The following is a 22,825-nucleotide window of genomic DNA, read 5'->3' as shown; positions in this document are numbered from 1 at the left end:
CGCCGAATCAAGTTGACCCGGTGCGGGCCGACGGAGATGGTGGCGGTCGAGACGAAGGAGACCCCGTGCCGCTGAGCTGGACCCACCTGACCGACGCCGACACCCCCGACTGGGCCGATCTGACCGCGGTGCTCGCGGAGCACGACGGCACCGACGAGATCTACTCCGCGCAGGACCTCGCCGAGGAGCTGCTCGAGCACGGCTTCGACCCGGCGCTCGACTCCTGGGCGGTGCGGGAGGACGGCGTGCTCGTCGCCTACGGCCAGCTCCGGGTGAGCAGCGCGCTGACGAGCGAGGGGTGGGCGCGCGCGAACGTCGACGGCGGCGTCCACCCGCACTGGCGCGGCCGCGGTATCGGAACGCAGCTGCTGGAGCGCATGGAACCGCGCGCCCGTGCGCTCGCGGCCGAGCGGCACCCGGGCGCCCCCGTGCAGCTGCGCGCGTCCGGGGGCAGGGAGGGCAGCGACGCCCGCGACCTGCTCGCCGATCACGGCTACGCCCCGGTGCGGTACTTCACCGACATGGCGCGGTCGCTGCCCGGTGAAGCGCTCGGGCCGCTCGACGCCCGCGTGCGCGTCCTCACCGAGGAGATGTCCGAGGCGGTGCGCCTGGCGCACAACGAGGCGTTCGCGAGCCACTGGGGCTCGACCGCGCAGAGCCCGGAACGCTGGGCCGACCACATCGGTGCGAGCGCGTCGCGCCTGGCGGACTCCCGGGTCGTGCTGGACGACGACGGCACCGTGCTGGCCTACGCCCTGTGCGGCCAGTGGGTCGATCGTGAGCTGTACGTCAGCCTCGTGGGCACGCGCCCCGAGGCCCGCGGGCGGGGGCTCGCGCGCGCCGTGCTCGAGGCCACGGTCGCGGACGCCGCCGCCTCCGGTCGCTACGACCTGATCGAGCTCGGGGTCGACACCGAGCACCCCAGCGGTGCCGGTCGCCTGTACGCCTCCGTCGGGTTCGCTCCGGTCCGCACGATCGCGGTGTACGCCAAGGTCGAGGAGCACGCGGTCGAGGAACACCTGGGCGCGCAGCCCGCCTGAGCCTCGCCGGCCCTCGCCGTCCCGGGCCGTCCCCGGCCGTCCCCGCCCCACCCCGCGCTGTCCCCACCGCCCGCCCGCGTCGTCGCCGTCCCCCACCGGTCCGGGCCGCCCCGCCCACGCCGTCGCCGGCCGCGATGGTGGTCCCGGGTCGGACCCGGCCCAGGAGACGGCGGCACGGTCCGCCGGGAGGGGAGTGAGGATGGCACGGATCAGGGGAGGATCGTCGGGGTCGCGCTGCGCGCGTCCGACGCGGTCGCCCGGAGCGGCCGCACGGTGCGGCGGTGGGTGCACCGCCGGCTCGAGGCGCTCGCGGCGCGGTGGGGCGTGGTCACGGCGCGTCCCGAGGCGGGCATGGCGACGGCGGAGTACGCCATCGCCACGCTCGCACCGGTGGCTGCATCATCGCGTATTTACCCTCTTGACCAACGCTTGACGGAAGGCCTCACCCGTGACGATCACGCTCCGCACCGCGCTCCACACCGCCTGCCTCGACCCCATGACGGGCGTCGGTGTGCTCGTGCTGCCCGACCCCGGCAGCGATGTTGGCGACCCACTCGCACCGGGGGACTCGCTCCACGCCGTTGACTGGCTCGCGATGATGCGCCAGCTCGACGCCGCCGGCTGGGAGCCGCTGCTCGGCGACTGGGATGCGTTGGTGCCGGTGGACCTCAACGGCGCGGGGCGGTCTGCAATCGCGCTGTACGGACGGAGTCCGATCACGTCCAGCCCCACGCTCCGGGAGGTCGCGGCGGCAGATTGCGAGGTGGCGGCGGCGGCGCGGCGGGCAGTCGAGGCGGCTTGGTAGGTCGACACGCCGATGCGACACGCCGAGGGTCGCCCTTGCGTTTCCGCAAGATTCGGCCGATTCACGCTCCGATCTTTCTGTGGTAAGGCGTTTCCCCAGCCTGTGGAGACGCCGCGCCGCTCCCGCGCCAATCAGCGGTTCGCGTCAGCTCGACCCTGTGGACAGAGTGTGGATGGACGTCAGCGCGTCCCCACATCTTGTGGGGACCGCAGTCCCCAGGCACCACATGTTGAGTTTCACGGTTGTAGTTCGAGCGCTAGGGTTGATCCCGCAGCAGGTACCAAAAAGCCCTGTCCGACCCAGTCGGGCAAGGCCGACGGGTAGGGCAGGGCGATGGTCTCAGTTGGGATGCCGAGACGGTCAACCTACTCCCGCCCAGGGTCGAACTCAACCGTGAGTGAGACTCAGCTCGGCCAATGGGTCAACGCCTCGCTGCGGAGGTAAGCACCATGAGCAAGCCCAGGCAGTACAGCCCCGGGAGCAAGGCCCCCTACTCCGGCCAGTACCGGATCGTCGGCGGTAGCGGAGCCGAGCGCACGGCCGTCCAGAACAAGCCTCTGCCGCCCACGCCTCGCGCCGGCCAGCGGTACGTGCTGGTCGACCGCACCAAGAATGGCTCCGGTCGCTGACCTGAGCTGAGCGCCACGCTGCCCCCGTCCCGACTCTTGGGGCGGGGGCAGCGTTGCGTTCCGAGTGAGACCGACGTCACTCGAAAGTCGGTTCCGTCAGGGGGTTGGCGTCGGTGTCTACATAGTGGCGAGACCTCCCGAGACGCGTTCGCCGAAAGTGAGACGCAAGTCACCGCGAATCGACGCGTACAAGTGCTATCGGGACCGGTGTATAGAGGGTGAGGGAGAGACCTCCCAGGACGCTGCGCGTCGGGCTGAGACCGGCATCACCCCCGGTGGGCGACCAGGTACCGCGTCGGCGCGCGTGTACAGAGGGTGGGGCACCAACTTTCACGCCAGCAACTGAACAACCGAACAGCCCAACCAGGGCCACTCCGCTTCGGCGGGGTGGCCCTTTCGCATGCCCCCACACAGGAGGACAAACACGATGACCGACGACGACACGTTCCTGACGGAGGACCAGCTGGCCGAGCGCTGGCAGTGCTCGGCCCGCACACTGCGCAACGACCGGCACCGGGGCCGAGGCGTCCCGTACACGAAGCTCGGCGGCAGCGGCCGAGTGCGCTACTCACTCGCCGCCGTGCGCGCGTGGGAGACCGGGCACGCCGTCGCGCCGGAGACCACGGCGTGAGTCGGTGGTGGGAAGCGCCAGAGTACGGCGGCGCGATGCCGGGCGCGATCGAGGCTGAGCACGGCGGCGATGCCGTGACCGGCGTGTGGTCTGGCTCGGCCTACGTCTTCCCGTTCGGTGTCATCGCCCCGTCGCACCTGCGCCCGGGGCGCTCGATTGACGGGCGTCGGGTTTTCGCCGTTGCAGGGCAGAGCCTGGGGGCAGCCCCGTCGGGCGCGCGTCTGCTGGCTGCCGCCGCCAAGATGCCGGACGCCGCGCTGAGTCGCGACCTCGCGTCGCTCACGGCGGCAGCCGCCTGCGACGCTGACCGCTCCGCGATCCGGGCCTATGGCCGTCTGCGCCGTCGAGCGCGAGGGTTCCGCCCCGGCGACTACGGACACAACAGCCACGCCCTGATCGACCGCGCGGTGCTCGCAACCGTCGCCGGACCGGCTGCCGTGCGGACCGGCCGGTCAGCCACCTGCGCGACCTGCGGCACCACGTTCTCGGCCCAGCGCTCCAGCGCGCGCTACTGCTCGGGCCGCTGCCGCGAGCGAGCCCGACGCAACCGAGCGGCGTGACGCCAACTCGGCGATTCTGCGCGTTCGGAGGGAACTACCCCAACCCCCGGAAAACGCGCGACACAACCACTGCAATAGCAACGATCCCGAGACCCCTTAGCGTCACGGGCTCCCACCACTGGAGGTCGCAGCGATGACACCTACTGACAGCGCGCCACGGTTCCTGACCGTGACCGAGATCGAAGCCAGGGCGGAGGAGCTTGGCCCCGTCGGACCGCGCACCCTTCGGCCCACGCCCGCGAGCTGGCCCCACCGGAGGGCGGCGGCGCTCACTCGCGAGGCGTCGCCGTTCACGACCGACGGCGGAGCCGGCCCAACGTCCCGCCGCGTGCTGGCCGCAGTGCTCGCGCGCGTGCTTCCCCTCACGATCTCTCGGCCCGTGATCGCGAGGGCCACCGGCGCAACCGAGGCAGACGTGCACGCCGCGCTCGATGAGCTGGCGGTGCGCGGCTTGCTCAGCGAGCACCGGGGCCGCTACACGCTCGGCCCCCAGGCCGACGCCGCGATCCTCGCTGCGCTCGCACCCACAACCCACACCCACCCCGAACCGGAGGAGATCTCCCGCATGACGAACCAGACCGCCACCCCTGCCGAGGCCAACCGATGAGCGCGACCGTCGCGGCGCTGGACGCCGCCCCCGTCGGGAGCCTCGCACTCGTGACCATCAACGGCGGGCGAGAGATCCTGGCGAAGGTCGGCCCCGACCGGTGGGGCATCTCCGAGAGCTACCGGGGCGCAGAGCTGGCGGCGTTCGGAGCGGAGCTGCACCGCGTACGGAGCAAGGAGCCCGTCGTGGTGCGCGTGCTCCACGGCTACACGCCGGTGACGGCGGCGCGTAGTTCTGCTGCACGACGCGAGGCGCGAGCGCGCCGCGTTGCGACGGACGAGCCACGGCGTGCCGCCGCCTGAGGCGCAGCGACGATGGGCAGGCCTGCCCGCCGCTGGCGCGCTGACGCTGGGCCAGAGCCCGGACCTCCCGAGGTTCCTGGCCCTGCCCCTACTGGCGCTGGCCCGCGTGCACCGCAACGGACACGCCCCGTTCGCGCCGGGAGAACTTCGAGAGCTGCTGGCTCGCCCAGACACCACGACGGGTGAACTGCTGGACGCACACCCGTCCAGTGTGTCGAGGGCCATCCGCGAGGCGAAGACGCGCGGTCTCATCGCACCCGCCAGCTCGGCGCGATGCATCGTGCTGGTCGACGCGCTGCACACCTACGGCACCGGCAGCAACAGCGTGCCGCGCTGCGGCCACGATTGACACCGGGGGTCAACCCCTTCCGCACGATGCTGCCGGAGGGGTTGACACCGGAGGTCAACCACGTTGACACCGGAGGTCAACCCGTTTGGCACCGTCGCAACGGATACCGGCTGCCGCCTCTAATGATCTCTATCGGCGGCGGCGGTGTGGAGGCCCAGCGCAGAGGCCAGGCGCAGCGGCGTGTGGCCCCGGAGGGGCCAACTCCAGCGCAGGGTTCTAGGACCAGGCGTAGCGGCTTGTGGCCCCGGAGGGGCCACGCTCCAGCGCAGGGTTCTAGGACCGGGCGTAAGTGCCACTACGCCCACCCGCCGCCGCCCTGCCCTGGGCTGACGGTCCGGCCTGCCGCTGCGGATCGGCGCCCGTCGAGGGGCAACGACCATTCCCGCCGCTGGCTTCCTGAACGTGGCAGAACCCGAGGCGCTAAGACAGGCCGGTCGGGCACCTAGGCCGCAAGAGGTCGCACCCCCACCCCCAGAACGAAGCGCACCGCCGACGGCGCACAACGTCGGCACCACAAGGAGAACCAACAGGATGACGAACGTAGGAACCGACCCCCGCGCCCGTGCGCACGACGCTGCACCGCGACCGGTCGAGCCGGAGGTGGCGGAGGAGCTGGCACGGATCGACCGTGCTCAGTGGAACGTCATCGCAGACCCCGAGACCGGAGAGGAGCGCCAGGCCAAGCGAGCGGACGTGACCCACAGCCTGCCGAGGCAGCTCGCGGCTGAGGTTCTTCCCCTCGTGCCGCCGACCCTGCCCGCAGGGCAGGCGTTCCAACGCCTGGAGCTGCTGCGCAAGGCGCTTGCCGACGCCGCCGAGGGGACGCGCGTGGTGAACGAAACTCCAGCGAAGCGAGCGGCGCTGGCCGGCGAACTCGCGCAGCTCCGAACCGAGCGCGAGGCGGAGCGGGCGAAGGTGGAGGGCTGGGAGCCGAGCGACGGCGACCCGCCGAGCCACGTCCCGCTCCAGCGATGGGACCGCCTTATCCGCGAGAACCGAGCCGCTGACCGAGCGCTCGTGGAGACCGAGCGCGTGTGGACGATGGGGCCGATGTCCGGTCTCGGGAAGCTCGACCGGGCGACCGAGGCCCTGCCGGAGCTCATCGCCAACGCGACCTCCAAGGCGTGGTGGGACGGCGTCGCGCAGGCGCACGACGGCACGTTCCGTCGCTGGGAGGCTGCGGCCACCCGCAACGCGCAGGACGACGGGCGACGCCGCGTCGAGGAGCGACGCCGTCGTGAGGCCGACGCCGCTGCCGCCGCGCAGGCCGACGCCCAGGAGGCAGCACGACGGCACGTCCGCGACCTCGCCGCCACCGTCACCGCCGGCTAGCACCACCAGAGAGACGCCCCCCACCCCGGCCACGGTGCCCGGGGTGGGGGGCGTCTTTCGCTACTTCTGGCCCTCGCGGACGACCGTCACCGGACCTTCAGCCGCAACCACCTTGGCTCGTGCACCACGCTGCGCCCGGGGCTGTAGATGGGCGGGGACCATCACGGCGGCGTCGGGGTCGCGGGGCACCATCTCGACCGGCTTCCAGCCACCGTGGATGACCACGCGCGCCAGCACGTCGCGCACAGCCGCCTGCCGCCGTGCGAGGGGCCAGGAATCGAAGATCTCTCCCAGCTCATCGAAGTTGGGCAGCTTCCCGCCGGCCCATGCCCACGTCAGCTCGCTCCGGCGTACGTCGGCAATCTGAGCCTCCAGCGCCTCGCTCCGCGTCTCTAGCTCAGCGATGGCCGCGAGCGCCGCCGAGCGCACCGCTGCGCCTGCACCTACGGCGCTGCGGCCCCATTCCTCGGCCTCGGCCTGGAGCTGACCGAGCTGGGCGATGAGCGGCACCACCGTGGGCGACGGCTCCGCCGAGCCCGAGGCCGCTGCGCCGAGCATCACCCCCAGCGTCACCATGCGCACGCGCTCATCAATCGGCGCGAGCGACCGCGAAAGGTGCCCCGGCCGCGCTGAGCACCGGTAGGTGCGGCGACGCGTTCCGTCGGTGTGCGGCTTGGACTGAGTGCCGACGTGCACCGTCACCTCCCTGCCCTCCGCGAGGCACACGCCGCAGAGGGCAAGACCGGTAAGTAGGAACACCTGAGCGCGCGGCCCCGGCGTCCCCCTGCCGGACATGAGCGTCACAGCCGCTCGGAACGTCTCGACGTCCACGATGGGCTCCCACGTTCCCTCGCCCACCTCCACGCCCTTGTGCGCGCGGATGCCCGCATTCCGGGGGTTGCGCAGTAGGCGCAGCACGTCTCCGCTGCGCCACGTCGTGCCGCCGTTGGTCGGTGAGATCGCCCCCGAGGTGTTCCATTCGCGCGCGACCTGCGATGCGGTCGCACCACCGATCACGGCGGTGTACCCCTCGCGGATCACCTCGGCCTCGGCATCACGGTGCTGCCCGTCCCGCTCGAACCCCAGGGGTCGACGCGTCCAGTGCGGCTTCCCCTTGGCTGCGCGCTGGGCGTGCGCTGCCGTCTGCCGCTCCGCCATCGTCTCGACCTCCAGCCGAGCGATGGAGGCCATCAGCTCCGCCACCATGCGCCCCATCGCGGAGCCAAAGGCGAGATCCTGCCCTCGCGTCAGCGCCACGCTCACGCCGGCAGACGTACACGCCTCGATCAGGGCCAGCTCATCGCGACGGTTGCGGCTGAGCCGAGTGAACTCAGTGGCGACGATCCACCCAACCGAGCCCGTGGCTACCTCCGCCATGAGCGCATCGAACCCTGGACGCTGACGGACCCGGCCTCGGTGTGCCGTGGCGCTCACATCGTTGTCGACGAACTCGCCCACTACCGTGAGGCCCCTGCCCGTAGCGAGCTGGCGCGCCGCCTCTAGCTGACGCTCGACCGACGCCCTTTCGTTGGTGCGGTCGAGACTGGCGCGGGCGTAGATGACGGCCGCAGTGGGCTCGATGGGGACGGACACGTATGCGATCCTAGAGCGACTGGCGCGGCGGTCGCGTTCGCCGGCCTGCTGCTGGTGATCATGCGCAGCGGCGAGGTGCGCGAGATGCTCATGGGCATCGTCCGCGAGGCGCTGTCGCGATGAGCGGTGCGGCCCGGACCGAGGAGTCGGTGCGCGGCCGCGAGCGTGGGAGTGCGACGGCGGAGCTCGCCGTCGCACTCCCGGCGGTGGTCGTGGTGCTGCTCGCCCTGCTGCTGGCGGCCACGGCCGGCTCGGCGGCGGTGGCGTGCGCCGACGCGGCGCGGGTCGGTGCGCGCTCGGCGGCGCTGGGCCTCGATGCCGGCGAGGTGCGCGCCGACGCCCAGCGGGTGGCGGGGGAGGGTGCACGGGTCGAGGTCGCGCGCGACGGTGCGTGGGTGCGCGTGGTGGTGCGACGCGACGTGCGGCTCGGGAGCGAGGCGCTCGGCGGGACGATCACGGTCAGCGGCCGGGCGCAGGCGAGGCTGGAGCCGGGCGAGTGACGAGGCGGCACCGGTGGTCGCGGTGGCCCCGGTGGCCCCGGTGGCCTCGCGCGCTCGACGGCGAGCGCGGCTCCGGCACGGCGCTCGCGCTCGGCCTGATCGGCGCGGGGGCGATCCTCCTGGTCGTGCTGGCGCTGACGGGTGAGGGACTCCGGGCGCGAGCGGTCGCTCAGGGCGCCGCCGATCTCGGGGCGATCACGGCCGCCGAGGTCGCGGCGTCGCCCGCGGGCGGTGACGCGTGCGGACTCGCGGCGGTGGCGGTGTCCCGGGCCGGTGCGGGGATGGTGAGCTGCACGATCGAGGGGCGCGAGGCCGTCGTCGTGGCGAGCGTGCCGACCCGGGTGGGCGACGCCGTCGCCCGGGCCCGCGCGGGGCCGGCGCCGCCGGGGACGCGACCACCCACAGCCACGGCCGCCGGCCCCGGCGGTGCATCAGGGCGCGAGCGAGCGCAGGTAGTCCAGCACGGCGAGCGCACCGGCCTTGTCCAGCGGGGAGTTCCCGTTGCCGCACTTCGGCGAGTAGACGCAGCGGGGGCAGCCGTGCCGGCAGCCGCACGAGGCGACCGCCTCGTGGGTGGCCTCGATCCAGCGTCGCGCGGCGCGGAACCCGCGCTGGGCGAAGCCGGCGCCGCCGGGGTGGCCGTCGTGCACCAGCACCGTCGGCGCGCCGGTCTCGGGGTGCAGCGCGGTGGACAGGCCGCCGATGTCCCACCGGTCGCACGTCGCCAGCAGCGGCAGCACACCGATCGCGGCGTGCTCGGCGGCGTGCAGCGCCCCCGGCACGTCACCCGGCGCGATGCCCGTCTCGGCCAGCAGCGTCTCCTGCCCGACCGTCCACCACACCCCGGTGGTCGGGAGCGTCCGCACCGGCATCTCGAGCTCGTGCCGCGCGACCACCTCCATCGCGGGTGGTACCCGCACGTCGTACCCCTGCACCTGGCTGGTGACCTCGACGTGCCCGTAGCGCCACGTCACCGGCCCCCACCGCACCTCCTCCAGCACGTCGACGAAGCTGGCGTGGTGGGCCGCCGTCGCCATCGTGCGGTGGGCGACGTCGCCGCCCACCACGAGCGCCACGTCGTCCTCGAGCCGCTCGACCACGAACGTGCGCCCCTGGTGCACGTACACCGCGCCCGGGTGGACGACCGAGTCGGCCCGACCGCCGTCGACGGTCCCGAGCATCGCCCCCGTGACCTCGTCCACGACGGCGACGTCCGCCGTTCCCGATCCGCGCAGGTCGGTCAGGCGCGAGGGCACCTCGGCGCGCGCCTGGTTCCAGTACCAGCCGGTCGGTCGGCGTCGCAGCAGCCCGCGGCGCACGAGCTCGTCCAGGAGCGTGGCGTCCGCGAGCCCGAACAGCGCCAGGTCGGGCTGCGTCAGCGGCACCTCGGCCGCCGCCGCGCACAGGTGCGGCGCCAGCACGTACGGGTTGCTCGGGTCGAACGTGGTGACCTCGATCGCCTCGTCCAGGACCGCGGACGGGTGGTGGACCAGGTAGGTGTCGAGCGGGTTGGCGCTCGCGACGAGCACCGCCACGCCGTCGGCCCCCGCGCGGCCCGCCCGGCCCGCCTGCTGCCAGAACGACACGCGCGTGCCGGGCCACCCGGTCATCAGGACCGCGTCCAGCCCCGAGATGTCGACGCCGAGCTCGAGGGCGTTCGTCGTCGCGAGGGCAGTGAGGCGCCCCGTGCGCAGCGCACCCTCGAGCGTGCGGCGCTCCTCGGGGAGGTACCCCCGCGGTAGGCGGCGACGGCGACGTCCCCGCCGTCCCGGAGCACCTCCACCGGATCGGCGCCGTCGTCACAGGTGTCGGTGCCGGCGCCGAGGAGGTCCTCGCCGAGTGAGCGCGCCGCCGTCGCCGCGACCACCTCGCTGCCCGCGCGCGAGCGGACGAAGGCGAGCGTGCGCCGTCGGGCCCGGACGAGGTCGTGCAGCAGCTCGGCGGACTCCGTCAGGGCGCTGCGGCGGGGGACGTCGGGCGTGCCGCTGATGACGCCGCCCTCACCCCAGCCCTCGTCACCCCAGCCGCCGCCCGGGTGGCCGCCGTCGCCGTGGTGATCGAGCGCGGCCGGCTCCCAGAACACGATGCGGCGCTGCCCCTGGGGCGCGGTGTCCCGTGTGGTCGCGTGCACGCGGGCCGGGTCGACGCCGGTCAGCCGCGCGAGCGTGTCGACCGGGTCTCCCGTGGTGGCGGAGGCGGCGACGACGACCGGGTCGGCACCGTAGTGCCGAGCCAGCCGCAGCAGGCGCCGCAGCACGAGCGAGACGTGCGCGCCGAACACGCCGCGGTAGGCGTGGCACTCGTCGATGACTACGTGGGTCAGACCGCGCAGCAGCCGCGCCCAGCGCTCGTGGCCGGGCAGGAGCGAGAAGTGCAGGAAGTCGGGGTTGGTGAGCACGACGTCGGCGTGGCTGCGGATCCAGCCGCGCTCGTCGAAGGAGGTGTCGCCGTCGCACGACGCGACGCGCACGGCCCCGCGCAGGTCGGGACCGCCGCCGGTGCCGTCCCCGAGGAGCCGCTCGAGCGAGGCGAGCTGGTCGGCCGCCAGCGCCTTGGTGGGGGAGAGGTAGAGCGCCGTGGGGCGACGGCGGAGCGCGGCCACGCTCCCGGTCGGCTCGGGCGCCGTCAGGATCGCGGAGAGGGTCGGGAGCCACAGCGCGAGCGACTTGCCCGAGCCGGTGGAGGTGGCGATGACGCTGTGCCGGCCGGCGTGGACGGCGTCGGCGGTCTCCACCTGGTGCCGCCACGGCGCCGCGACGCCGGCGGCCTCGTACGCGGCGCGCAGCCGCGGGTCCACCCAGCTCGGCCACGCGGCCCGCTCACCCGCGCGACCGGGGATGGTGCGCACGTGCCGCAGCTGCTCGGCGCGGGCCCCGCCGGCGAGCAGCACGTCCAGCACGTCCAGCACGTCCGGCGCGTCCGGCGCGGGGGAGGGCGGGCGCTCGGACACGCATCCCAGTCTCCCAGGTGCCTCGTGCGAGCAGGCGGGCGGCGGCTCGGCGCGGGTCGCGACGGTAGATTTGGCCCCATGCTCGATGCCGCCTCCGTCCTGTCCGATCGCGTCTCCGCAGCCATCGAGGCCGCCTTCGGACTCGCGGGGGAGGACCCGGTCCTGCGCCCGTCGCAGTTCGCGGACACCCAGGCGAACGCGGCCCTGGCGCTCGCGAAGCGCATCGGGAAGAACCCGCGCGACGCCGCCGCCGCGATCAACGACCACCTCGACCTGTCCGACGTCGGCACGGTCGAGGTCTCCGGCCCGGGCTTCTTGAACATCACCGTCGGGCCCGAGTGGATCTCCGGGCAGATCGCGGCGCTGCTCGCCGACGACCGCCTCGGCGTCCCCCTCCAGGAGCGCCGCACGATCCCCGTGGACTACTCGGCGCCGAACGTCGCCAAGGAGATGCACGTCGGCCACCTGCGCACCACGATCGTCGGCGACGCGCTCGTGCGCACGCTCGAGGCGCTCGGCCACCACGTGATCCGTCAGAACCACATCGGCGACTGGGGCACGCCGTTCGGCATGCTCATCGAGCACTACCTCGAGGTCGGCGCCGACTCGGCGGAGGCCGCGCTGCTCGCCACCGATCCCAACGCGTTCTACCAGGCCGCGCGCGCCAAGTTCGACGGGGCCGACGACGGCGGCGCCTGGGCCGTGCGCGCACGGGAGCGGGTGGTGCAGCTCCAGGCCAAGGAGCCGGCCACGATCGAGATCTGGCACGCCATGATCGAGCGGTCCAAGGACTACTTCCACCGGATCTACGACGCGCTCGACGTCACGCTGACCGACGCCGACCTCGCGGGCGAGAGCACCTACGACCCGATGCTCGCGGACGTCTGCACCGAGCTCGAGGACCTGGGCCTCGCCGTCGTGAGCGAGGGGGCGCTGTGCGTCTTCCCCGAGGGGTTCACCGGTCGTGAGGGCACCCCGCTCCCCCTCATCGTGCGCAAGTCCGACGGCGGTTACGGCTACGCCACGACCGACCTCGCCACCATCCGCCACCGCGCCCGCACGCTCGGCGCCGACGAGATCCTCTACGTCGTCGGCGCCTCGCAGGCGCTCCACTTCCGCATGATCTTCGCGACGGCGCGGGCGGCGGGCTGGCTGACCCGTGAGGACGGCACCGAGGTCGTGCCCGTCCACGTGCAGATCGGGTCGGTCCTCGGCGAGGACGGCAAGATCCTGCGCACCCGGTCCGGCGCGCCCCTGCGCCTGTCGTGGCTCCTGGAGGAGGCCGTGGAGAAGGCGGGCGCCGCCGTCGCCGAGTCCCGCCCCGACCTGTCCGCCGACGAGCGCGCCGACATCGCCCGCCAGGTCGGCATCGGTGCGGTCAAGTACGCCGACCTGTCGGTCGCGCACGACACCGACTACATCTTCGACCTCGACCGCATGCTCGCCCTCACCGGGAGCACCGGGCCCTACCTGCAGTACGCCACGGCGCGCATCCGCTCGATCTTCCGCAAGGCGGGCGTCGAGCCGGCGACGGCGCGCGAAACCGTCGCCGTCGTCGAACCCACCGAGCGCACGCTGGCCCTGGCGCTGCTGCGCTACGGCGCGACCGTCGCCGAGGTCGGCGACGCCCGGGTGCCGCACCGGCTCGCGGGCTACCTGTTCGAGCTGGCGCAGGCGTTCACGAGCTTCTACGACGCGTGCCCCGTCCTCACGGCGCCCGACGCCGCGACGCGCTCCTCGCGCCTGGCGCTCACCGCCGCGACCCTCGCGGTGCTCGAGCACGGGCTCGACCTGCTCGGGATGCGCTCGCCCGAGCAGATGTGAGACGTCCCGCGCGCGTGCTGCTGCACGCGCGCGGGACGCCTCGCTCCCGGCCGGTGCCGCCTACTGGATGACCACGGTGGTCGTCGCCCCGCGGGCGAGCACCTGCGGCACCTCACCGGACGAGAAGACCACCGGGGTGGCCTCGTACTCGCCCGGAGGAAGCGGCTCGAAGTCGCAACCGAGGAGGATCTGCTGACCGGTGAGCTCGAACGTCGCGCCCGCGGAGGCGTACACGCTGGAGACGTTGTCCGATCCCGGGATCTCGCTGACCCGGACGCCGTCCTGCGTCAGGACGACGTTCGTGGCCAGGGATGTCCCGTCGAGCGGTGTCTCGGTGGTCACGGTGTGCACCAGGTCGGTGATCGCGTCGTCCGCCGCGCGAGGGCTGCGGATCTCCGCGACCTCCGTGGTGATGCCGGCTGCGGGCTCGGCGCCGTCGAACGCCGTCCCGCACGCCGCCAGCGGTAGCGCACCCTGCGGATCAGGAGCCGGCGCCGGGGGCTCACCGGGCGCCGGCGGATCGGCCGCGATCTCGATCGGCCACGGCCCGCCCTGGGCCTGCTGGGTGACGGTGCCCTCGGCCCCGAGGTTGCGCAGCGCGAAGACCTGGTAGCTGCCGGGGTCGAGGAGTCGAGCGGGGTCGGAGGAGGTGGTCGTGCTCGAGTCGCAGTCGTCGGAGGTGGCGTAGTCCGCGGCGGTGCCGACGAAGGTGACCGAGTCGCCCGGCTCGAGAGCGAGGATCGCCCCGCTCTCCGGGTTGGCGGGATCGGGGTTGGCGTTCGTGACGACCACCCGCCCGTCCTCGTCCGTCACGACGAGCGCGGTCACAGAGTCCAGACCGCCCGAGACCGGCTGCGCCCCCGCGTTCGTGGCGGTGATGTCGGCTTCCAGCGAGCTCGGGTTGCCGTCGCTCCCGGCCGCCTCCACGACATCGCCGTCGAGCTCGAGGGTGAGCTGTGCCGGCCGGTCGGGCAGGGCGAAGACCTCGCCGCAGACCGGCGTGGCGATGTCCGACCCCTCCGGGCCGTTCGGCGCGGGTTCCGCCGACGGCGCCGGGGACGTCTCGATCGCCGGTGACGAGCTCTCGGTCGAGGTCTCCGTCACGGTCTCCGTCGGTGGCTCCGCGGACTCGCCGGTGCCCGACCCCTCGGCGCACGCGGTCACCCCCAGGAGGACGACGCCCGCGAGCGCCGTCACCCGTGCCCCTGCCCGTCGTCGGCCGGTGCGGCCTCGTCGGTCCTCGTGCTGATCGTGTGCGGTCATGCGCGATCCCCCTCGGTCGGCCCGCGGCGTCGACGGTGGCTCAGCCCGCCGCGGTGATGGTCAGCGGCACGATGCCGCTGCTGGCCACGACGGCGGAGCCGAGCCCGCCGTCGCGCAGGACGTGGACCGCCACGACGGCGGTGTACTGGCCCGCCGGAAGCGGACCGGGCGTGGGTGCCGGGGTCGGGTCGGGCCGCCCGGGCGGCGGGGCGGGCGCCCCGGGAGGAGTGACGGACTCGCTCGGCGGGGCGGGCGTGCCCTCGGGTGGGGCCACCGTGCTCGCCGGGACGGAGGTCGAGACGGCTCCGGCGCTGTCGTCGACACCCGTCCGCCCGCTCGAGGCGACTCCCGATCCCTCCGACCGCGGCGGCTCGGGCGAGGCGGTCCCCGGCGTCGCGCACGACTCGATGAGGTCGTGGAAGACCGAGGGCAGGAGCTGCGTGCTGCCGGCCGCGATGGAGATCGCGTTCTCCGGGGCGTCCGCACCCTCGGCCGAGACCGCGACCACCACGCCGTCGCGTGCGACGACGACGCTCGTGACGTAACGCTCCGCGACGATCGCCGCACCGCCGTTGTTGCGCACCGTCGCCTCGGTCATCAGCGTGGAGCCCTCGGTCACCGCGGGGAGCGTCACGTTCACCGTCAGGTCGTTGCGCCGGGCGGGCGCCGCGAGGGTCGCGCCGCACTGCGGCTGCCACTGCTGCGTGATGAGCGTGGTCTGGGCGGGCGGCGGTGGGGGCGTCGTCGGGGACGACGACGGCGGGGGCGTGGTCGGGCGCGGTGACGCCGTCGGGCTCGGCGCGGGTGAGGACGGCGCAGAGGTGGGCGGCGGCGCCGGCTCCGCCGACGTCTCGGTCGCGGTGGGCGACGGCTCCGGCTGCGCCGTCGGGCCCCCGTCGGGCGACGAAGGTGTCGGCGACGGCGACGGCGACGGCGACGGCGGTGCGATGGTGTCGAGCCCGTCGGGGCCGGTCGGCGCCGCGCCGTCGGAGGTCTCCGTCGACCCGCCCTCGGGCGAGGACGTCCCGGGCTCCGTCGCGGGGGGCGTGTACTGCGGGTACCCGGGCTCCGCCCCGGCCGGATCGGTGGGGAGGATCTGCTCGGACGTGCAGCCCGCCAGGACGATCGTGACGGCGGTCGCCAGCGCGAGAGCGCGCACGCGTCCGCCGCTGATGCCCATCGTCTGCCCCGTTCCTGCCCCCGGCCCGCGGTCGCGGCCCCCACATAGCAACGCATCCGACGCGCAAATGCAAGCATCCACCTGAGGTGAACCTGACCCCGGCGCCACCGGGCGGGCCGGACGGGCCGGGTCTAGACTCACCGCACGCGAGCGACGGAGCCCGCGCAGCGGCCCGGATCGACGACGATCCCCGCCGCCTCCCAGGACGCAGGAGGACTCATGCCCCAGCTGGGAACCACCAGCCTCGTCATCGTCGCCGCCGTCGCGGTGCTCGGCCTCGCCTCGCTCGCGGTCGCCGCCGTGCTGCGCACCCAGGTGCTCGCCGAACCGGAGGGCTCACCGCGGATGCAGGACATCGCCCGCGCCATCCAGGAGGGCGCGAGCGCCTACCTCCGGCGCCAGCTGCGCACCCTCGCGCTGTTCGCCGCGATCGTGTTCGCGCTCCTGTTCCTCCTGCCGGGCGACGGCGGCGTCCGCGTCGGCAGGTCCGTCGCCTTCCTCCTGGGCGCGGCGTTCTCGGCCGCCATCGGCTACCTCGGGATGTGGCTCGCGGTCCGCGCCAACCTGCGCGTGGCCGCCGCGGCGGACCGGCCCGACGGCCAGGAGGTGGGCGCGCGCATCGCGTTCCGCACCGGCGGCGTGGTGGGGATGAGCGTGGTGGGGCTCGGTCTGCTGGGGGCGGGCACCGTCGTGCTCGCCTACGGGATCGAGGCGCCCGCGGTGCTCGAGGGCTTCGGTTTCGGTGCCGCGCTGCTGGCGATGTTCATGCGCGTGGGCGGCGGCATCTTCACCAAGGCGGCCGACGTCGGAGCCGACCTGGTCGGCAAGGTCGAGCAGGGCATCCCCGAGGACGACCCCCGCAACGCCGCCACCATCGCCGACAACGTCGGGGACAACGTGGGCGACTGCGCCGGCATGGCCGCCGACCTGTTCGAGTCCTACGCCGTCACGCTCGTGGCCGCACTCATCCTGGGCCGCGCCGCGATGGGCGAGCAGGGGCTCGTGTTCCCGCTGGTGGTGACGGCGATCGGCGCCGTGGTCGCCGTCGTCGGCGTGCTGCTGACCCGCGTGCGCCGCGGCGAGAGCGGGCTGAAGGCGATCTACCGCGGCTTCGCGCTCTCGGCGGGTGCGGGCGTCGTCCTCGCCGCGATCGCCGCATTCGTCTATCTGCCCGGTGACTTCTCCCAGGTCGCGGGCACCGCCGACATCGGTGACGTCACCGGCGACCCGCGGCTGGTCGTCGCGGCCGCCGTCGCGATCGGCGTGGTCCTGGCCGGCGTGATCCTCGCGATCACCGGCTACTACACGGGCACGACGACGCGCCCCACCCGGCACGTCGCCGCCACCACCCGCACGGGGGCGGCCACCGTGGTCCTCTCGGGCATCGGGGTCGGTTTCGAGTCGGCCGTCTACACCGCCGGCGTCATCGCGGCGGCCATCTGCGGCGTCTTCCTGCTCGCGGGCGGGTCGGTGTGGCTGTCGCTGTTCCTCATCGCGGTCGCGGGCTGCGGCCTCCTCACGACCGTCGGCGTCATCGTCGCGATGGACACGTTCGGGCCGGTCAGCGACAACGCGCAGGGGATCGCCGAGATGTCGGGCGAGGTGAGCGAGGGCGGCGCCGCGATCCTCACCGACCTCGACGCCGTCGGGAACACCACGAAGGCCATCACGAAGGGCATCGCGATCGCGACGGCGGTGCTCGCCGCCACCGCGCTGTTCGGCTCGTACGCCGACGCCGTCAGCCACGCGCTCACCGACCTCGGCGGCGACGTCGCCCTCGCCTCGGACTCCCTGGTCGCGGCGATGATGACCTACTCGATCATCTCGCCGATCACGCTCGTGGGCGTGATCCTCGGGGCCGCGACGGTGTTCCTGTTCTCCGGCCTCGCGGTCGACGCCGTCACGCGCGCCGCCGGTGCGATCGTGCTGGAGGTGCGCCGCCAGTTCCGCGAGATGCCGGGCATCATGACCGGCGCGCAGCGCCCCGAGTACGGGCGCGTGGTGGACATCTGCACTCGCGACTCGCTGCGCGAGCTCGCCACCCCGGGCCTCCTGGCGGCGTTCGCGCCCATCGCCGTCGGCTTCGGTCTCGGCGTGGGGCCGCTCGCGGGGTTCCTCGCGGGGTCGATCGGCGCCGGCGTGCTGATGGCGGTGTTCCTGGCGAACTCCGGCGGCGCGTGGGACAACGCGAAGAAGATCATCGAGGACGGGGCGCACGGCGGGAAGGGCTCGCCCGAGCACGCCGCCGCCGTCATCGGGGACACCGTCGGCGACCCGTTCAAGGACACCGCCGGACCGGCGATCAACCCCCTCATCAAGGTGATGAACCTCGTGGCCGTGCTGATCGCCCCGGCGATCGTCACGATGAGCGCGACGGCGGAGCCCGACCACACCCTGCGCATCGGCATCGCGCTGGTCGCGGCGGCGATCGCGGGCGGCGCCGTCGTCGCCTCGCGGCTGCGCGCCACTCGGACCGACCGTGCGAACACGCGGCGGGCGGAGGAGGAGGCGCGGGTCTGAGGCGGCGTTCCGAGCGGGCCCCGTGAGGGTCGGGCGGTCTCAGCCGCCCGCGATCCAGGTGGTCTTCAGCGCGGTGAACTTGTCCATCGCGTGCAGCGAGAGGTCGCGGCCGAAGCCCGACTGCTTGACGCCGCCGAAGGGAGTCGTCACGTCGAGCGCGTCCACGGTGTTGACGGAGACGGTCCCCACCCGCAGCCGGCGCGAGACGCGCACCGCGCGCCGCAGGTCGTCGGTGAAGACCGATGCGGCCAACCCGTACTCGCTGCGGTTGGCGAGCGCGATCGCCTCCTCCTCGGTGTCGAAGGGTGTGATGGCGAGCACCGGGCCGAAGATCTCGTCGGTGAACAGCGGGTCGGCGGGGTCGACGTCGGCCAGGACGGTCGGTGGCACGAAGCACCCCTCGCCCGCCGACGGCCCACCCGCCAGCAGCGTCGCGCTCGCCGCACCCGCGGTGACGGCGTCGTCGACGCGCCGCCGCTGCGTCTCGCTGACCAGCGGCCCCATCCGGGACGCGGGGTCGAACGGGTGGCCCACGGTGAGGTCCCTGGCGATCGCGGCGATGCGCTCGCCCATCTCCGCCGCGATGCTGCGGTGCACGAGCAGGCGGGAGTTGGCCGAGCACACCTGGCCGCTGCACGCGAAGATGCCCGCCGCCGCGCGCGCCGCCGCGGCGTCGAGGTCGGCCACGTCCGGGAACACCAGGTTGGCGCTCTTGCCGCCGCACTCGAGCCACACGGCCTTCATGGTCGAGCGTCCGGCGTACTCGAGGAAGAGCTTCCCGACCGCGGTCGACCCCGTGAAGGTGATGACGTCGACGTCGGGGTGCAGGCCGAGCGCGGCTCCCGCCTCCCGGCCGAGGCCGGGGACGACGTTGAGCACGCCGTCGGGCAGCCCGGCCGCCGTCGCGAGCTCCGCGAGACGCAGCGCCGACAGCGGTGTCTCCTCCGCCGGCTTGAGCACGACGCTGTTGCCGGCGGCGAGCGCGGGCGCGACCTTCCAGATCGCCATCTCGAGCGGGTAGTTCCAGGGGATGACCGCGCCGACGACACCGACCGGCTCGCGGGTCACCAGCGCCAGGTCGGCGCCCGAGACGGGGGCGATCTCGCCGTACACCTTGTCGACCGACTCGGCGTACCACTGCAGGATCGCCGCGCTGCCTGGGACGTCGACGCTCGTGGTGTCGCCGATCAGCTTGCCGCCGTCGAGAGAGTCCAGGACGGCGAGCTCGTCGGCGTTCCCCCGGATCAGGTCCGCCAGGCGCAGCAGCACGCGCTTGCGGTCCGCGGGGTCCGACCGGGACCAGGCGCCGTCGTCGAACGCCCGGCGGGCGGAGCGGACGGCGCGGTCGACGTCGGCCTCGCCGCCGCGCGCGACGTGCGCGATCGTCGCACCGGTGGCGGGGTCGGTCGTGGGGAAGGTCCGGGCGTCGGCGGCATCGGTGGCGGCGCCGTCGACCCAGATCCCGGTCCGCGGCGTGATCGAGGCGGCGATCGCCTGCCAGTCATCCCTCGTGCGCACGGGCGGGCTCCTTCGCGGTCGGTGCTGTCTGCGCGGTCGGTGCGGTCTCACCGAGCGCGTGGTCGATCAGGGTCTGCGCCATGAGGATCGCACCGTCGAGCGCGGCCCGGTCCCCGGCGGGCCGCACGGTCGCGTCGGCGAACGCGGCCTGGTGGTTCACCGCGGGAGCCGACTCGACACCGAGGTACGGATGGATGCTGCGCACGCGACGCGAGACGTTGCCCATGTCGGTGGAGGCGGTGTTCATCCCGGGGCCGGTCACCTCGGCCAGGTCCATGTCGCGACCGAGCGCGGCGGCGTTGGCCGCGAAGGCGGCGACGAGCGCCTCGTCGTTGCGGAAATCGGAGTAGCGGGGGCTCGTCTCGACGACCTCCAGCGAGCACCCGGTCGCGATCGCCCCGGCCCGGAAGCACTCCGTCACCCGGTCGAAGGCGACGGCGAGGTCCTCGAGGGTGGCGGCGCGCACGTACCAGCTGCCGCGCGCGCTCCCCGGGATGGCGTTGGGCGCGGTCCCCGCCTCGCGCACGACGCCGTGCACGCGCACCGACGCCGGCAGCTGCTGGCGCAGCAGACCGATCGCGACCTGCGCGACGGTGAAGGCGTCGGCGGCGTTGACACCGAGCGTGGGGTAGGCCGAGGCGTGCGACTCGCGGCCGGTGTAGACGACGTCGAAGTGCGCCACCGCGAGCGGTCTGGCCCACACGGCGTCGGTCGGTCCGGGGTGCACCATCATCGCCACCTCGAGACCGTCGAAGACCCCGGCGTCGAGCATGTGGATCTTGCCGCCGCCTCCTCCTCGGCGGGGGTGCCGATCACGTGGAGACGGAGGTCGAGATCGTCGAGCAGCGGCAGCAGCCCGTGCGCGGTGCCGACGGCGGCGGCGGCGATGATGTTGTGCCCGCACGCGTGCCCCAGACCCGCGAGCGCGTCGTACTCCGCCACGACGGCGACGTCGCGCCGCCCCCGCCGGCCGTGGCCGTGAAGGCGGTGGGGAGGTCGGCGACGCCGCGGGACACCGACATCCCCAGGCTCTGCAGGTGGTCGGTGAGCAGCGTCGCCGACGCGTGCTCCCGCCACGCGGTCTCCGGTGCCGCGTGCAGCGCGTGGCTGACGCCGAGGACCTCGGCGCGCGCGGCGGTGACGCTCTCGTGGGCGCGTCGCCCGAGCGCCGCGGCCCCTGCCGGCCCGCCCATCACTCGTCCCCGGGCACGCCGTACGACGGCGCAGCACCCGGCCGGAGGGCGCGGTCGAGGTAGTCCTGCTTCTGGGGCATCCAGAGGTCGAGGAGGCGTCCCAGCTCCGCCACGGGCCGATCGTGGTCGTCGACCCGCAGGTCCGTGGTGCGCCAGGCGACGTCCTCCACGACGGCGAGCCCGGCCGAGCGCAGCGGTCCGGCCTCTCCGCCGCGGTCGAGCCCCGCCTGCAGCGCCGCGAGGAGGCGGCGCTCGAGCGGCGTCCCGGCGCTCTCCCGGAACGCCGTGGTCATCGCCTCCAGCACCTCCGGGTTGTCGAGCAGGTTCCCCGCGGCGAGGCAGTTCTCGTCGGCGCTCGACCCGACGACCCCGAGCGCGTCGGCACCGGTGTGGACCCCGGTGCGGCCGGTCGTGTCGACCGCGGTGATCTGGCGGTGCTGCGCGAACGGCGCCCGCGAGGCGAGGGTGGCGACGGCGTCGGGCGCGAACGTGCCCTCGGCCATCAGGTCGAGCAGAGCCGGGCCGAGACCCGGGTCGGTGACGTTCTGGGACGCCGCCGCCCCGACGCCCGGGCGCAGGTGCAGGCAGCGCGCGGCGACGGCGGGGCTCGAGGAGGCGACGACCATGCCGAAGGCGCCACCCTCACCACGGGCGACCAGCGAGAGCGTCACGCGGGGAGCTCCGTGGTCGTGCTCGGGGCCTCGCTGATCACCGCGGTGGCGTCGATCTCCACGAGCCACTCCGGTCGCGCGAGCGCGTCCACGACGATGCCGGTGGAGACGGGGAACACGCCGGTGAGCCAGCGGCCCATGACGCGGTAGACGGTCTCGCGGTAGCGGATGTCGGTGAGGTAGACCGTGACCTTGACGACGTCGGCGAGCCGCGAACCCGCCTCGTCCAGCAGCATCGCGATGTTGGCCATCGCCTTCTCCGCCTGCGCCTCGACGTCGCCGATCCCGACGCTCTCGCGGGTGTCGAGGTCCTGGCCGATCTGCCCGCGCAGGTAGACCACCCCGCCCGCGACGACCGCCTGGCAGAGGTCGTTGTCGAGATTCTGCTCGGGGTAGGTCTCGCGGGTGTTGAAGGGGCGGATACGGGTGTGCGTGGTCATCGGATCGACTCCGTCTCGAGGTGGCGGGCGGGGGTGGCGGCGATCGGCTCGGGGTAGGCCCGGTAGCCGCGCTGGATCGCGATCTGCTCGCCGAGGTGCTTGGCGTCGTGCCACACCCCCACACGAAGCTCGAGCCGCGCCGGGACTGCCACGGCAGGCCCAGGAAGTAGAGACCGGGCTCGCTCGAGACACCGCGGTGGTGCCGCGGCCGCCCGCGCTCGTCGAACGCGTCGAGCTCGAGCCACGAGTAGTCGGACGTGAAACCGGTCGCCCACAGCACGGTGCGGACACCGGCGCGGCGCAGGTCGAGCGAGCGCACGGGCTGCGACACGCAGGCGGGCTCCGGACCGAGGTCGTGCGCCTCGGGCTCGAGCGGGAGGTCGAGGCCGTTGCGCTCGACGTAGGCGTCGGCGTCCTCGAGCATCCGCAGGTAGGAGGCGTCACCGGCGGCGATCGAGGAGCGCAGGTCGTCGTCGAAGTGCACGACGCCGTCGCGGACGGCGGAGGTGCGGCCCACCAGCGTGATGCCCTCGGCGGCGAGGTCGCGGAAGTCGATGGTCCGGCCGCCGTCGGCCCCGCTGACCGCGATCGTGACGTGCTCCGCGCCCAGCGGCGGAGCGCCCGCGTCCCACTGGCCCAGCACGCCGAGCCACCACACGAAGTCGCGCCCGCGGTAGCGGCGCGGCGGCCGGTCGTGCGGTCCGATGGAGAGGTGAACCTCGCGCCCGGACCGGCGGATCTCCTGCGCGATCTGGACGCCGGAGGAACCGGCACCCACGACGAGGACCCCGCCGGGCGGGAGCTGGTCGGGGTTGCGGTAGTTGCTCGAGTGCAGCTGGAGGAGGTCGGGGTCGGCCGGGACGAGCGGGGGACGGCCGGGTTCTGGAACGCACCCGTCGCCGCCACGACGTAGTGGGC

26 protein-coding genes and 1 pseudogene are annotated in these 22,825 nt (G+C 73.9%); 15 read left to right on the top strand and 12 right to left on the bottom strand.

Annotated elements, in window-relative coordinates; translation table 11 throughout:
• Positions 1 to 65 precede the first annotated feature (65 nt).
• Positions 66 to 1,040 (top strand): GNAT family N-acetyltransferase, encoded by a 975-nt coding sequence (locus QQK22_RS12535; RefSeq protein ID WP_284251260.1) that lies wholly within the window; start codon positions 66 to 68, stop codon positions 1,038 to 1,040.
• A 209-nt stretch (positions 1,041 to 1,249) separates the two neighbouring features.
• On the opposite strand, the gene QQK22_RS12530 is transcribed toward QQK22_RS12535, so the two are convergent.
• Complete coding sequence (locus QQK22_RS12530; protein WP_284251259.1) at positions 1,250 to 1,414, bottom strand: hypothetical protein; 165 nt, start codon at positions 1,412 to 1,414, stop codon at positions 1,250 to 1,252.
• A 74-nt stretch (positions 1,415 to 1,488) separates the two neighbouring features.
• Between QQK22_RS12530 and QQK22_RS12525 the strand changes: the two genes are divergently transcribed.
• From QQK22_RS12525 to QQK22_RS12490, 8 genes are all read left to right on the top strand, one after another.
• Complete coding sequence (locus tag QQK22_RS12525; protein ID WP_284251257.1) at positions 1,489 to 1,845, top strand: hypothetical protein; 357 nt, start codon at positions 1,489 to 1,491, stop codon at positions 1,843 to 1,845.
• Between the two features lie 449 nt (positions 1,846 to 2,294).
• Positions 2,295 to 2,474, top strand: a complete 180-nt coding sequence (locus QQK22_RS12520; RefSeq protein ID WP_284251256.1) for a hypothetical protein — start codon at positions 2,295 to 2,297, stop codon at positions 2,472 to 2,474.
• A 427-nt stretch (positions 2,475 to 2,901) separates the two neighbouring features.
• Positions 2,902 to 3,105, top strand: a complete 204-nt coding sequence (locus QQK22_RS12515) for a helix-turn-helix transcriptional regulator (protein ID WP_284251254.1) — start codon at positions 2,902 to 2,904, stop codon at positions 3,103 to 3,105.
• A 35-nt stretch (positions 3,106 to 3,140) separates the two neighbouring features.
• Entirely contained in the window at positions 3,141 to 3,665 is a 525-nt protein-coding gene (locus QQK22_RS12510) for a hypothetical protein (protein ID WP_284251253.1), read from the top strand.
• A 328-nt stretch (positions 3,666 to 3,993) separates the two neighbouring features.
• A complete protein-coding gene (locus QQK22_RS12505; RefSeq protein ID WP_284251252.1) occupies positions 3,994 to 4,272 on the top strand; it encodes a hypothetical protein in 279 nt (92 codons plus the stop codon).
• Entirely contained in the window at positions 4,269 to 4,574 is a 306-nt protein-coding gene (locus QQK22_RS12500) for a hypothetical protein (protein WP_284251250.1), read from the top strand. The genes QQK22_RS12505 and QQK22_RS12500 overlap by 4 nt, the downstream gene beginning before the upstream one ends.
• Positions 4,561 to 4,923: a hypothetical protein gene (locus QQK22_RS12495; protein ID WP_284251249.1), complete on the top strand. Its 363-nt coding sequence runs from the start codon at positions 4,561 to 4,563 to the stop codon at positions 4,921 to 4,923. Before QQK22_RS12500 ends, QQK22_RS12495 begins: the two co-directional genes overlap by 14 nt.
• Positions 4,924 to 5,454: 531 nt before the next feature.
• On the top strand, positions 5,455 to 6,255 hold the full coding sequence (locus QQK22_RS12490; protein ID WP_284251247.1) for a hypothetical protein: 801 nt from the start codon (positions 5,455 to 5,457) through the stop codon (positions 6,253 to 6,255).
• Positions 6,256 to 6,315: 60 nt separating this feature from the next.
• Here QQK22_RS12490 and QQK22_RS12485 read toward each other — a convergent pair whose 3' ends face one another.
• Entirely contained in the window at positions 6,316 to 7,848 is a 1,533-nt protein-coding gene (locus QQK22_RS12485) for a recombinase family protein (RefSeq protein WP_284251245.1), read from the bottom strand.
• Here QQK22_RS12485 and QQK22_RS19350 point away from each other — a divergent pair.
• The 3 genes and pseudogenes from QQK22_RS19350 to QQK22_RS19345 form a co-directional block, all read left to right on the top strand.
• Positions 7,759 to 7,971 (top strand): DUF4244 domain-containing protein, encoded by a 213-nt coding sequence (locus QQK22_RS19350; RefSeq protein ID WP_431310194.1) that lies wholly within the window; start codon positions 7,759 to 7,761, stop codon positions 7,969 to 7,971. The two genes, QQK22_RS12485 and QQK22_RS19350, sit on opposite strands and share 90 nt — an antisense overlap.
• Entirely contained in the window at positions 7,968 to 8,348 is a 381-nt protein-coding gene (locus QQK22_RS12480; RefSeq protein WP_284251244.1) for a TadE family type IV pilus minor pilin, read from the top strand. Before QQK22_RS19350 ends, QQK22_RS12480 begins: the two co-directional genes overlap by 4 nt.
• A pseudogene (locus tag QQK22_RS19345) lies at positions 8,240 to 8,665 on the top strand (Rv3654c family TadE-like protein); the annotation flags it as partial. The gene QQK22_RS12480 and the pseudogene QQK22_RS19345, both read left to right, overlap by 109 nt.
• 114 nt (positions 8,666 to 8,779) lie before the next feature.
• Here the strand turns inward: QQK22_RS19345 and QQK22_RS18870 are convergent.
• Positions 8,780 to 10,042, bottom strand: coding sequence for a DEAD/DEAH box helicase (locus QQK22_RS18870; protein ID WP_348525646.1), 1,263 nt, complete (start codon positions 10,040 to 10,042; stop codon positions 8,780 to 8,782).
• Complete coding sequence (locus QQK22_RS18865; RefSeq protein WP_348525580.1) at positions 9,958 to 11,298, bottom strand: DEAD/DEAH box helicase; 1,341 nt, start codon at positions 11,296 to 11,298, stop codon at positions 9,958 to 9,960. The genes QQK22_RS18870 and QQK22_RS18865 overlap by 85 nt, the downstream gene beginning before the upstream one ends.
• A 78-nt stretch (positions 11,299 to 11,376) precedes the next feature.
• Between QQK22_RS18865 and argS the strand changes: the two genes are divergently transcribed.
• Entirely contained in the window at positions 11,377 to 13,122 is a 1,746-nt protein-coding gene (gene argS, locus QQK22_RS12465) for an arginine--tRNA ligase (RefSeq protein WP_284251241.1), read from the top strand.
• Positions 13,123 to 13,182: 60 nt separating this feature from the next.
• Here argS and QQK22_RS12460 read toward each other — a convergent pair whose 3' ends face one another.
• On the bottom strand, positions 13,183 to 14,385 hold the full coding sequence (locus tag QQK22_RS12460; RefSeq protein ID WP_284251240.1) for a hypothetical protein: 1,203 nt from the start codon (positions 14,383 to 14,385) through the stop codon (positions 13,183 to 13,185).
• Positions 14,386 to 14,425: 40 nt separating this feature from the next.
• Positions 14,426 to 15,565 (bottom strand): hypothetical protein, encoded by a 1,140-nt coding sequence (locus QQK22_RS12455; RefSeq protein WP_284251239.1) that lies wholly within the window; start codon positions 15,563 to 15,565, stop codon positions 14,426 to 14,428.
• A gap of 219 nt (positions 15,566 to 15,784) precedes the next feature.
• Here QQK22_RS12455 and QQK22_RS12450 point away from each other — a divergent pair, with 219 nt between their 5' ends.
• A complete protein-coding gene (locus tag QQK22_RS12450; protein ID WP_284251238.1) occupies positions 15,785 to 18,085 on the top strand; it encodes a sodium-translocating pyrophosphatase in 2,301 nt (766 codons plus the stop codon).
• Positions 18,086 to 18,124: 39 nt separating this feature from the next.
• On the opposite strand, the gene QQK22_RS12445 is transcribed toward QQK22_RS12450, so the two are convergent.
• The 6 genes from QQK22_RS12445 to QQK22_RS12420 are packed head-to-tail and all read right to left on the bottom strand — an operon-like array spanning position 18,125 to position 22,059.
• The gene (locus QQK22_RS12445) at positions 18,125 to 19,603 is read right to left on the bottom strand and encodes an aldehyde dehydrogenase (RefSeq protein ID WP_284251237.1); all 1,479 of its coding nucleotides are present in this window, start codon (positions 19,601 to 19,603) and stop codon (positions 18,125 to 18,127) included.
• On the bottom strand, positions 19,587 to 20,375 hold the full coding sequence (locus tag QQK22_RS12440) for a peptidase dimerization domain-containing protein (RefSeq protein ID WP_284251236.1): 789 nt from the start codon (positions 20,373 to 20,375) through the stop codon (positions 19,587 to 19,589). Before QQK22_RS12440 ends, QQK22_RS12445 begins: the two co-directional genes overlap by 17 nt.
• A gap of 40 nt (positions 20,376 to 20,415) precedes the next feature.
• Positions 20,416 to 20,796, bottom strand: a complete 381-nt coding sequence (locus QQK22_RS12435) for a hypothetical protein (RefSeq protein ID WP_284251235.1) — start codon at positions 20,794 to 20,796, stop codon at positions 20,416 to 20,418.
• Positions 20,796 to 21,467: a DUF1028 domain-containing protein gene (locus QQK22_RS12430; protein WP_284251234.1), complete on the bottom strand. Its 672-nt coding sequence runs from the start codon at positions 21,465 to 21,467 to the stop codon at positions 20,796 to 20,798. The genes QQK22_RS12435 and QQK22_RS12430 overlap by 1 nt, the downstream gene beginning before the upstream one ends.
• Positions 21,464 to 21,907: a RidA family protein gene (locus QQK22_RS12425; RefSeq protein WP_284252743.1), complete on the bottom strand. Its 444-nt coding sequence runs from the start codon at positions 21,905 to 21,907 to the stop codon at positions 21,464 to 21,466. Before QQK22_RS12425 ends, QQK22_RS12430 begins: the two co-directional genes overlap by 4 nt.
• The gene (locus QQK22_RS12420; RefSeq protein ID WP_284252839.1) at positions 21,904 to 22,059 is read right to left on the bottom strand and encodes a hypothetical protein; all 156 of its coding nucleotides are present in this window, start codon (positions 22,057 to 22,059) and stop codon (positions 21,904 to 21,906) included. The genes QQK22_RS12425 and QQK22_RS12420 overlap by 4 nt, the downstream gene beginning before the upstream one ends.
• Before the next feature lie 47 nt (positions 22,060 to 22,106).
• Between QQK22_RS12420 and QQK22_RS12415 the strand changes: the two genes are divergently transcribed.
• Positions 22,107 to 22,820, top strand: coding sequence for a hypothetical protein (locus tag QQK22_RS12415; protein WP_284252837.1), 714 nt, complete (start codon positions 22,107 to 22,109; stop codon positions 22,818 to 22,820).
• Positions 22,821 to 22,825 lie beyond the last annotated feature (5 nt).

Source organism: Litorihabitans aurantiacus, assembly GCF_030161595.1.
Taxonomy (GTDB): Bacteria; Actinomycetota; Actinomycetes; order Actinomycetales; family Beutenbergiaceae; genus Litorihabitans; species Litorihabitans aurantiacus.
This window is presented reverse-complemented; position numbering and strand designations above follow the sequence as displayed.

What these genes read in the sequence shown, in the direction of transcription:
- QQK22_RS12440 (WP_284251236.1), bottom strand. Translation starts at nt 20,375, where the DNA reads ATGCTCGACGCCGGGGTCTTCGACGGTCTCGAGGTGGCGATGATGGTG.
- QQK22_RS12480 (WP_284251244.1), top strand. Translation starts at nt 7,968, where the DNA reads ATGAGCGGTGCGGCCCGGACCGAGGAGTCGGTGCGCGGCCGCGAGCGT.
- QQK22_RS12490 (WP_284251247.1), top strand. Translation starts at nt 5,455, where the DNA reads ATGACGAACGTAGGAACCGACCCCCGCGCCCGTGCGCACGACGCTGCA.
- QQK22_RS12515 (WP_284251254.1), top strand. Translation starts at nt 2,902, where the DNA reads ATGACCGACGACGACACGTTCCTGACGGAGGACCAGCTGGCCGAGCGC.
- QQK22_RS12425 (WP_284252743.1), bottom strand. Translation starts at nt 21,907, where the DNA reads ATGACCACGCACACCCGTATCCGCCCCTTCAACACCCGCGAGACCTAC.
- QQK22_RS12510 (WP_284251253.1), top strand. Translation starts at nt 3,141, where the DNA reads ATGCCGGGCGCGATCGAGGCTGAGCACGGCGGCGATGCCGTGACCGGC.
- QQK22_RS12530 (WP_284251259.1), bottom strand. Translation starts at nt 1,414, where the DNA reads ATGGCGTACTCCGCCGTCGCCATGCCCGCCTCGGGACGCGCCGTGACC.
- QQK22_RS12435 (WP_284251235.1), bottom strand. Translation starts at nt 20,796, where the DNA reads ATGGGCGGGCCGGCAGGGGCCGCGGCGCTCGGGCGACGCGCCCACGAG.
- QQK22_RS12500 (WP_284251250.1), top strand. Translation starts at nt 4,269, where the DNA reads ATGAGCGCGACCGTCGCGGCGCTGGACGCCGCCCCCGTCGGGAGCCTC.
- QQK22_RS12520 (WP_284251256.1), top strand. Translation starts at nt 2,295, where the DNA reads ATGAGCAAGCCCAGGCAGTACAGCCCCGGGAGCAAGGCCCCCTACTCC.
- QQK22_RS12450 (WP_284251238.1), top strand. Translation starts at nt 15,785, where the DNA reads ATGCCCCAGCTGGGAACCACCAGCCTCGTCATCGTCGCCGCCGTCGCG.
- QQK22_RS12460 (WP_284251240.1), bottom strand. Translation starts at nt 14,385, where the DNA reads ATGACCGCACACGATCAGCACGAGGACCGACGAGGCCGCACCGGCCGA.
- QQK22_RS12455 (WP_284251239.1), bottom strand. Translation starts at nt 15,565, where the DNA reads ATGGGCATCAGCGGCGGACGCGTGCGCGCTCTCGCGCTGGCGACCGCC.
- argS (WP_284251241.1), top strand. Translation starts at nt 11,377, where the DNA reads ATGCTCGATGCCGCCTCCGTCCTGTCCGATCGCGTCTCCGCAGCCATC.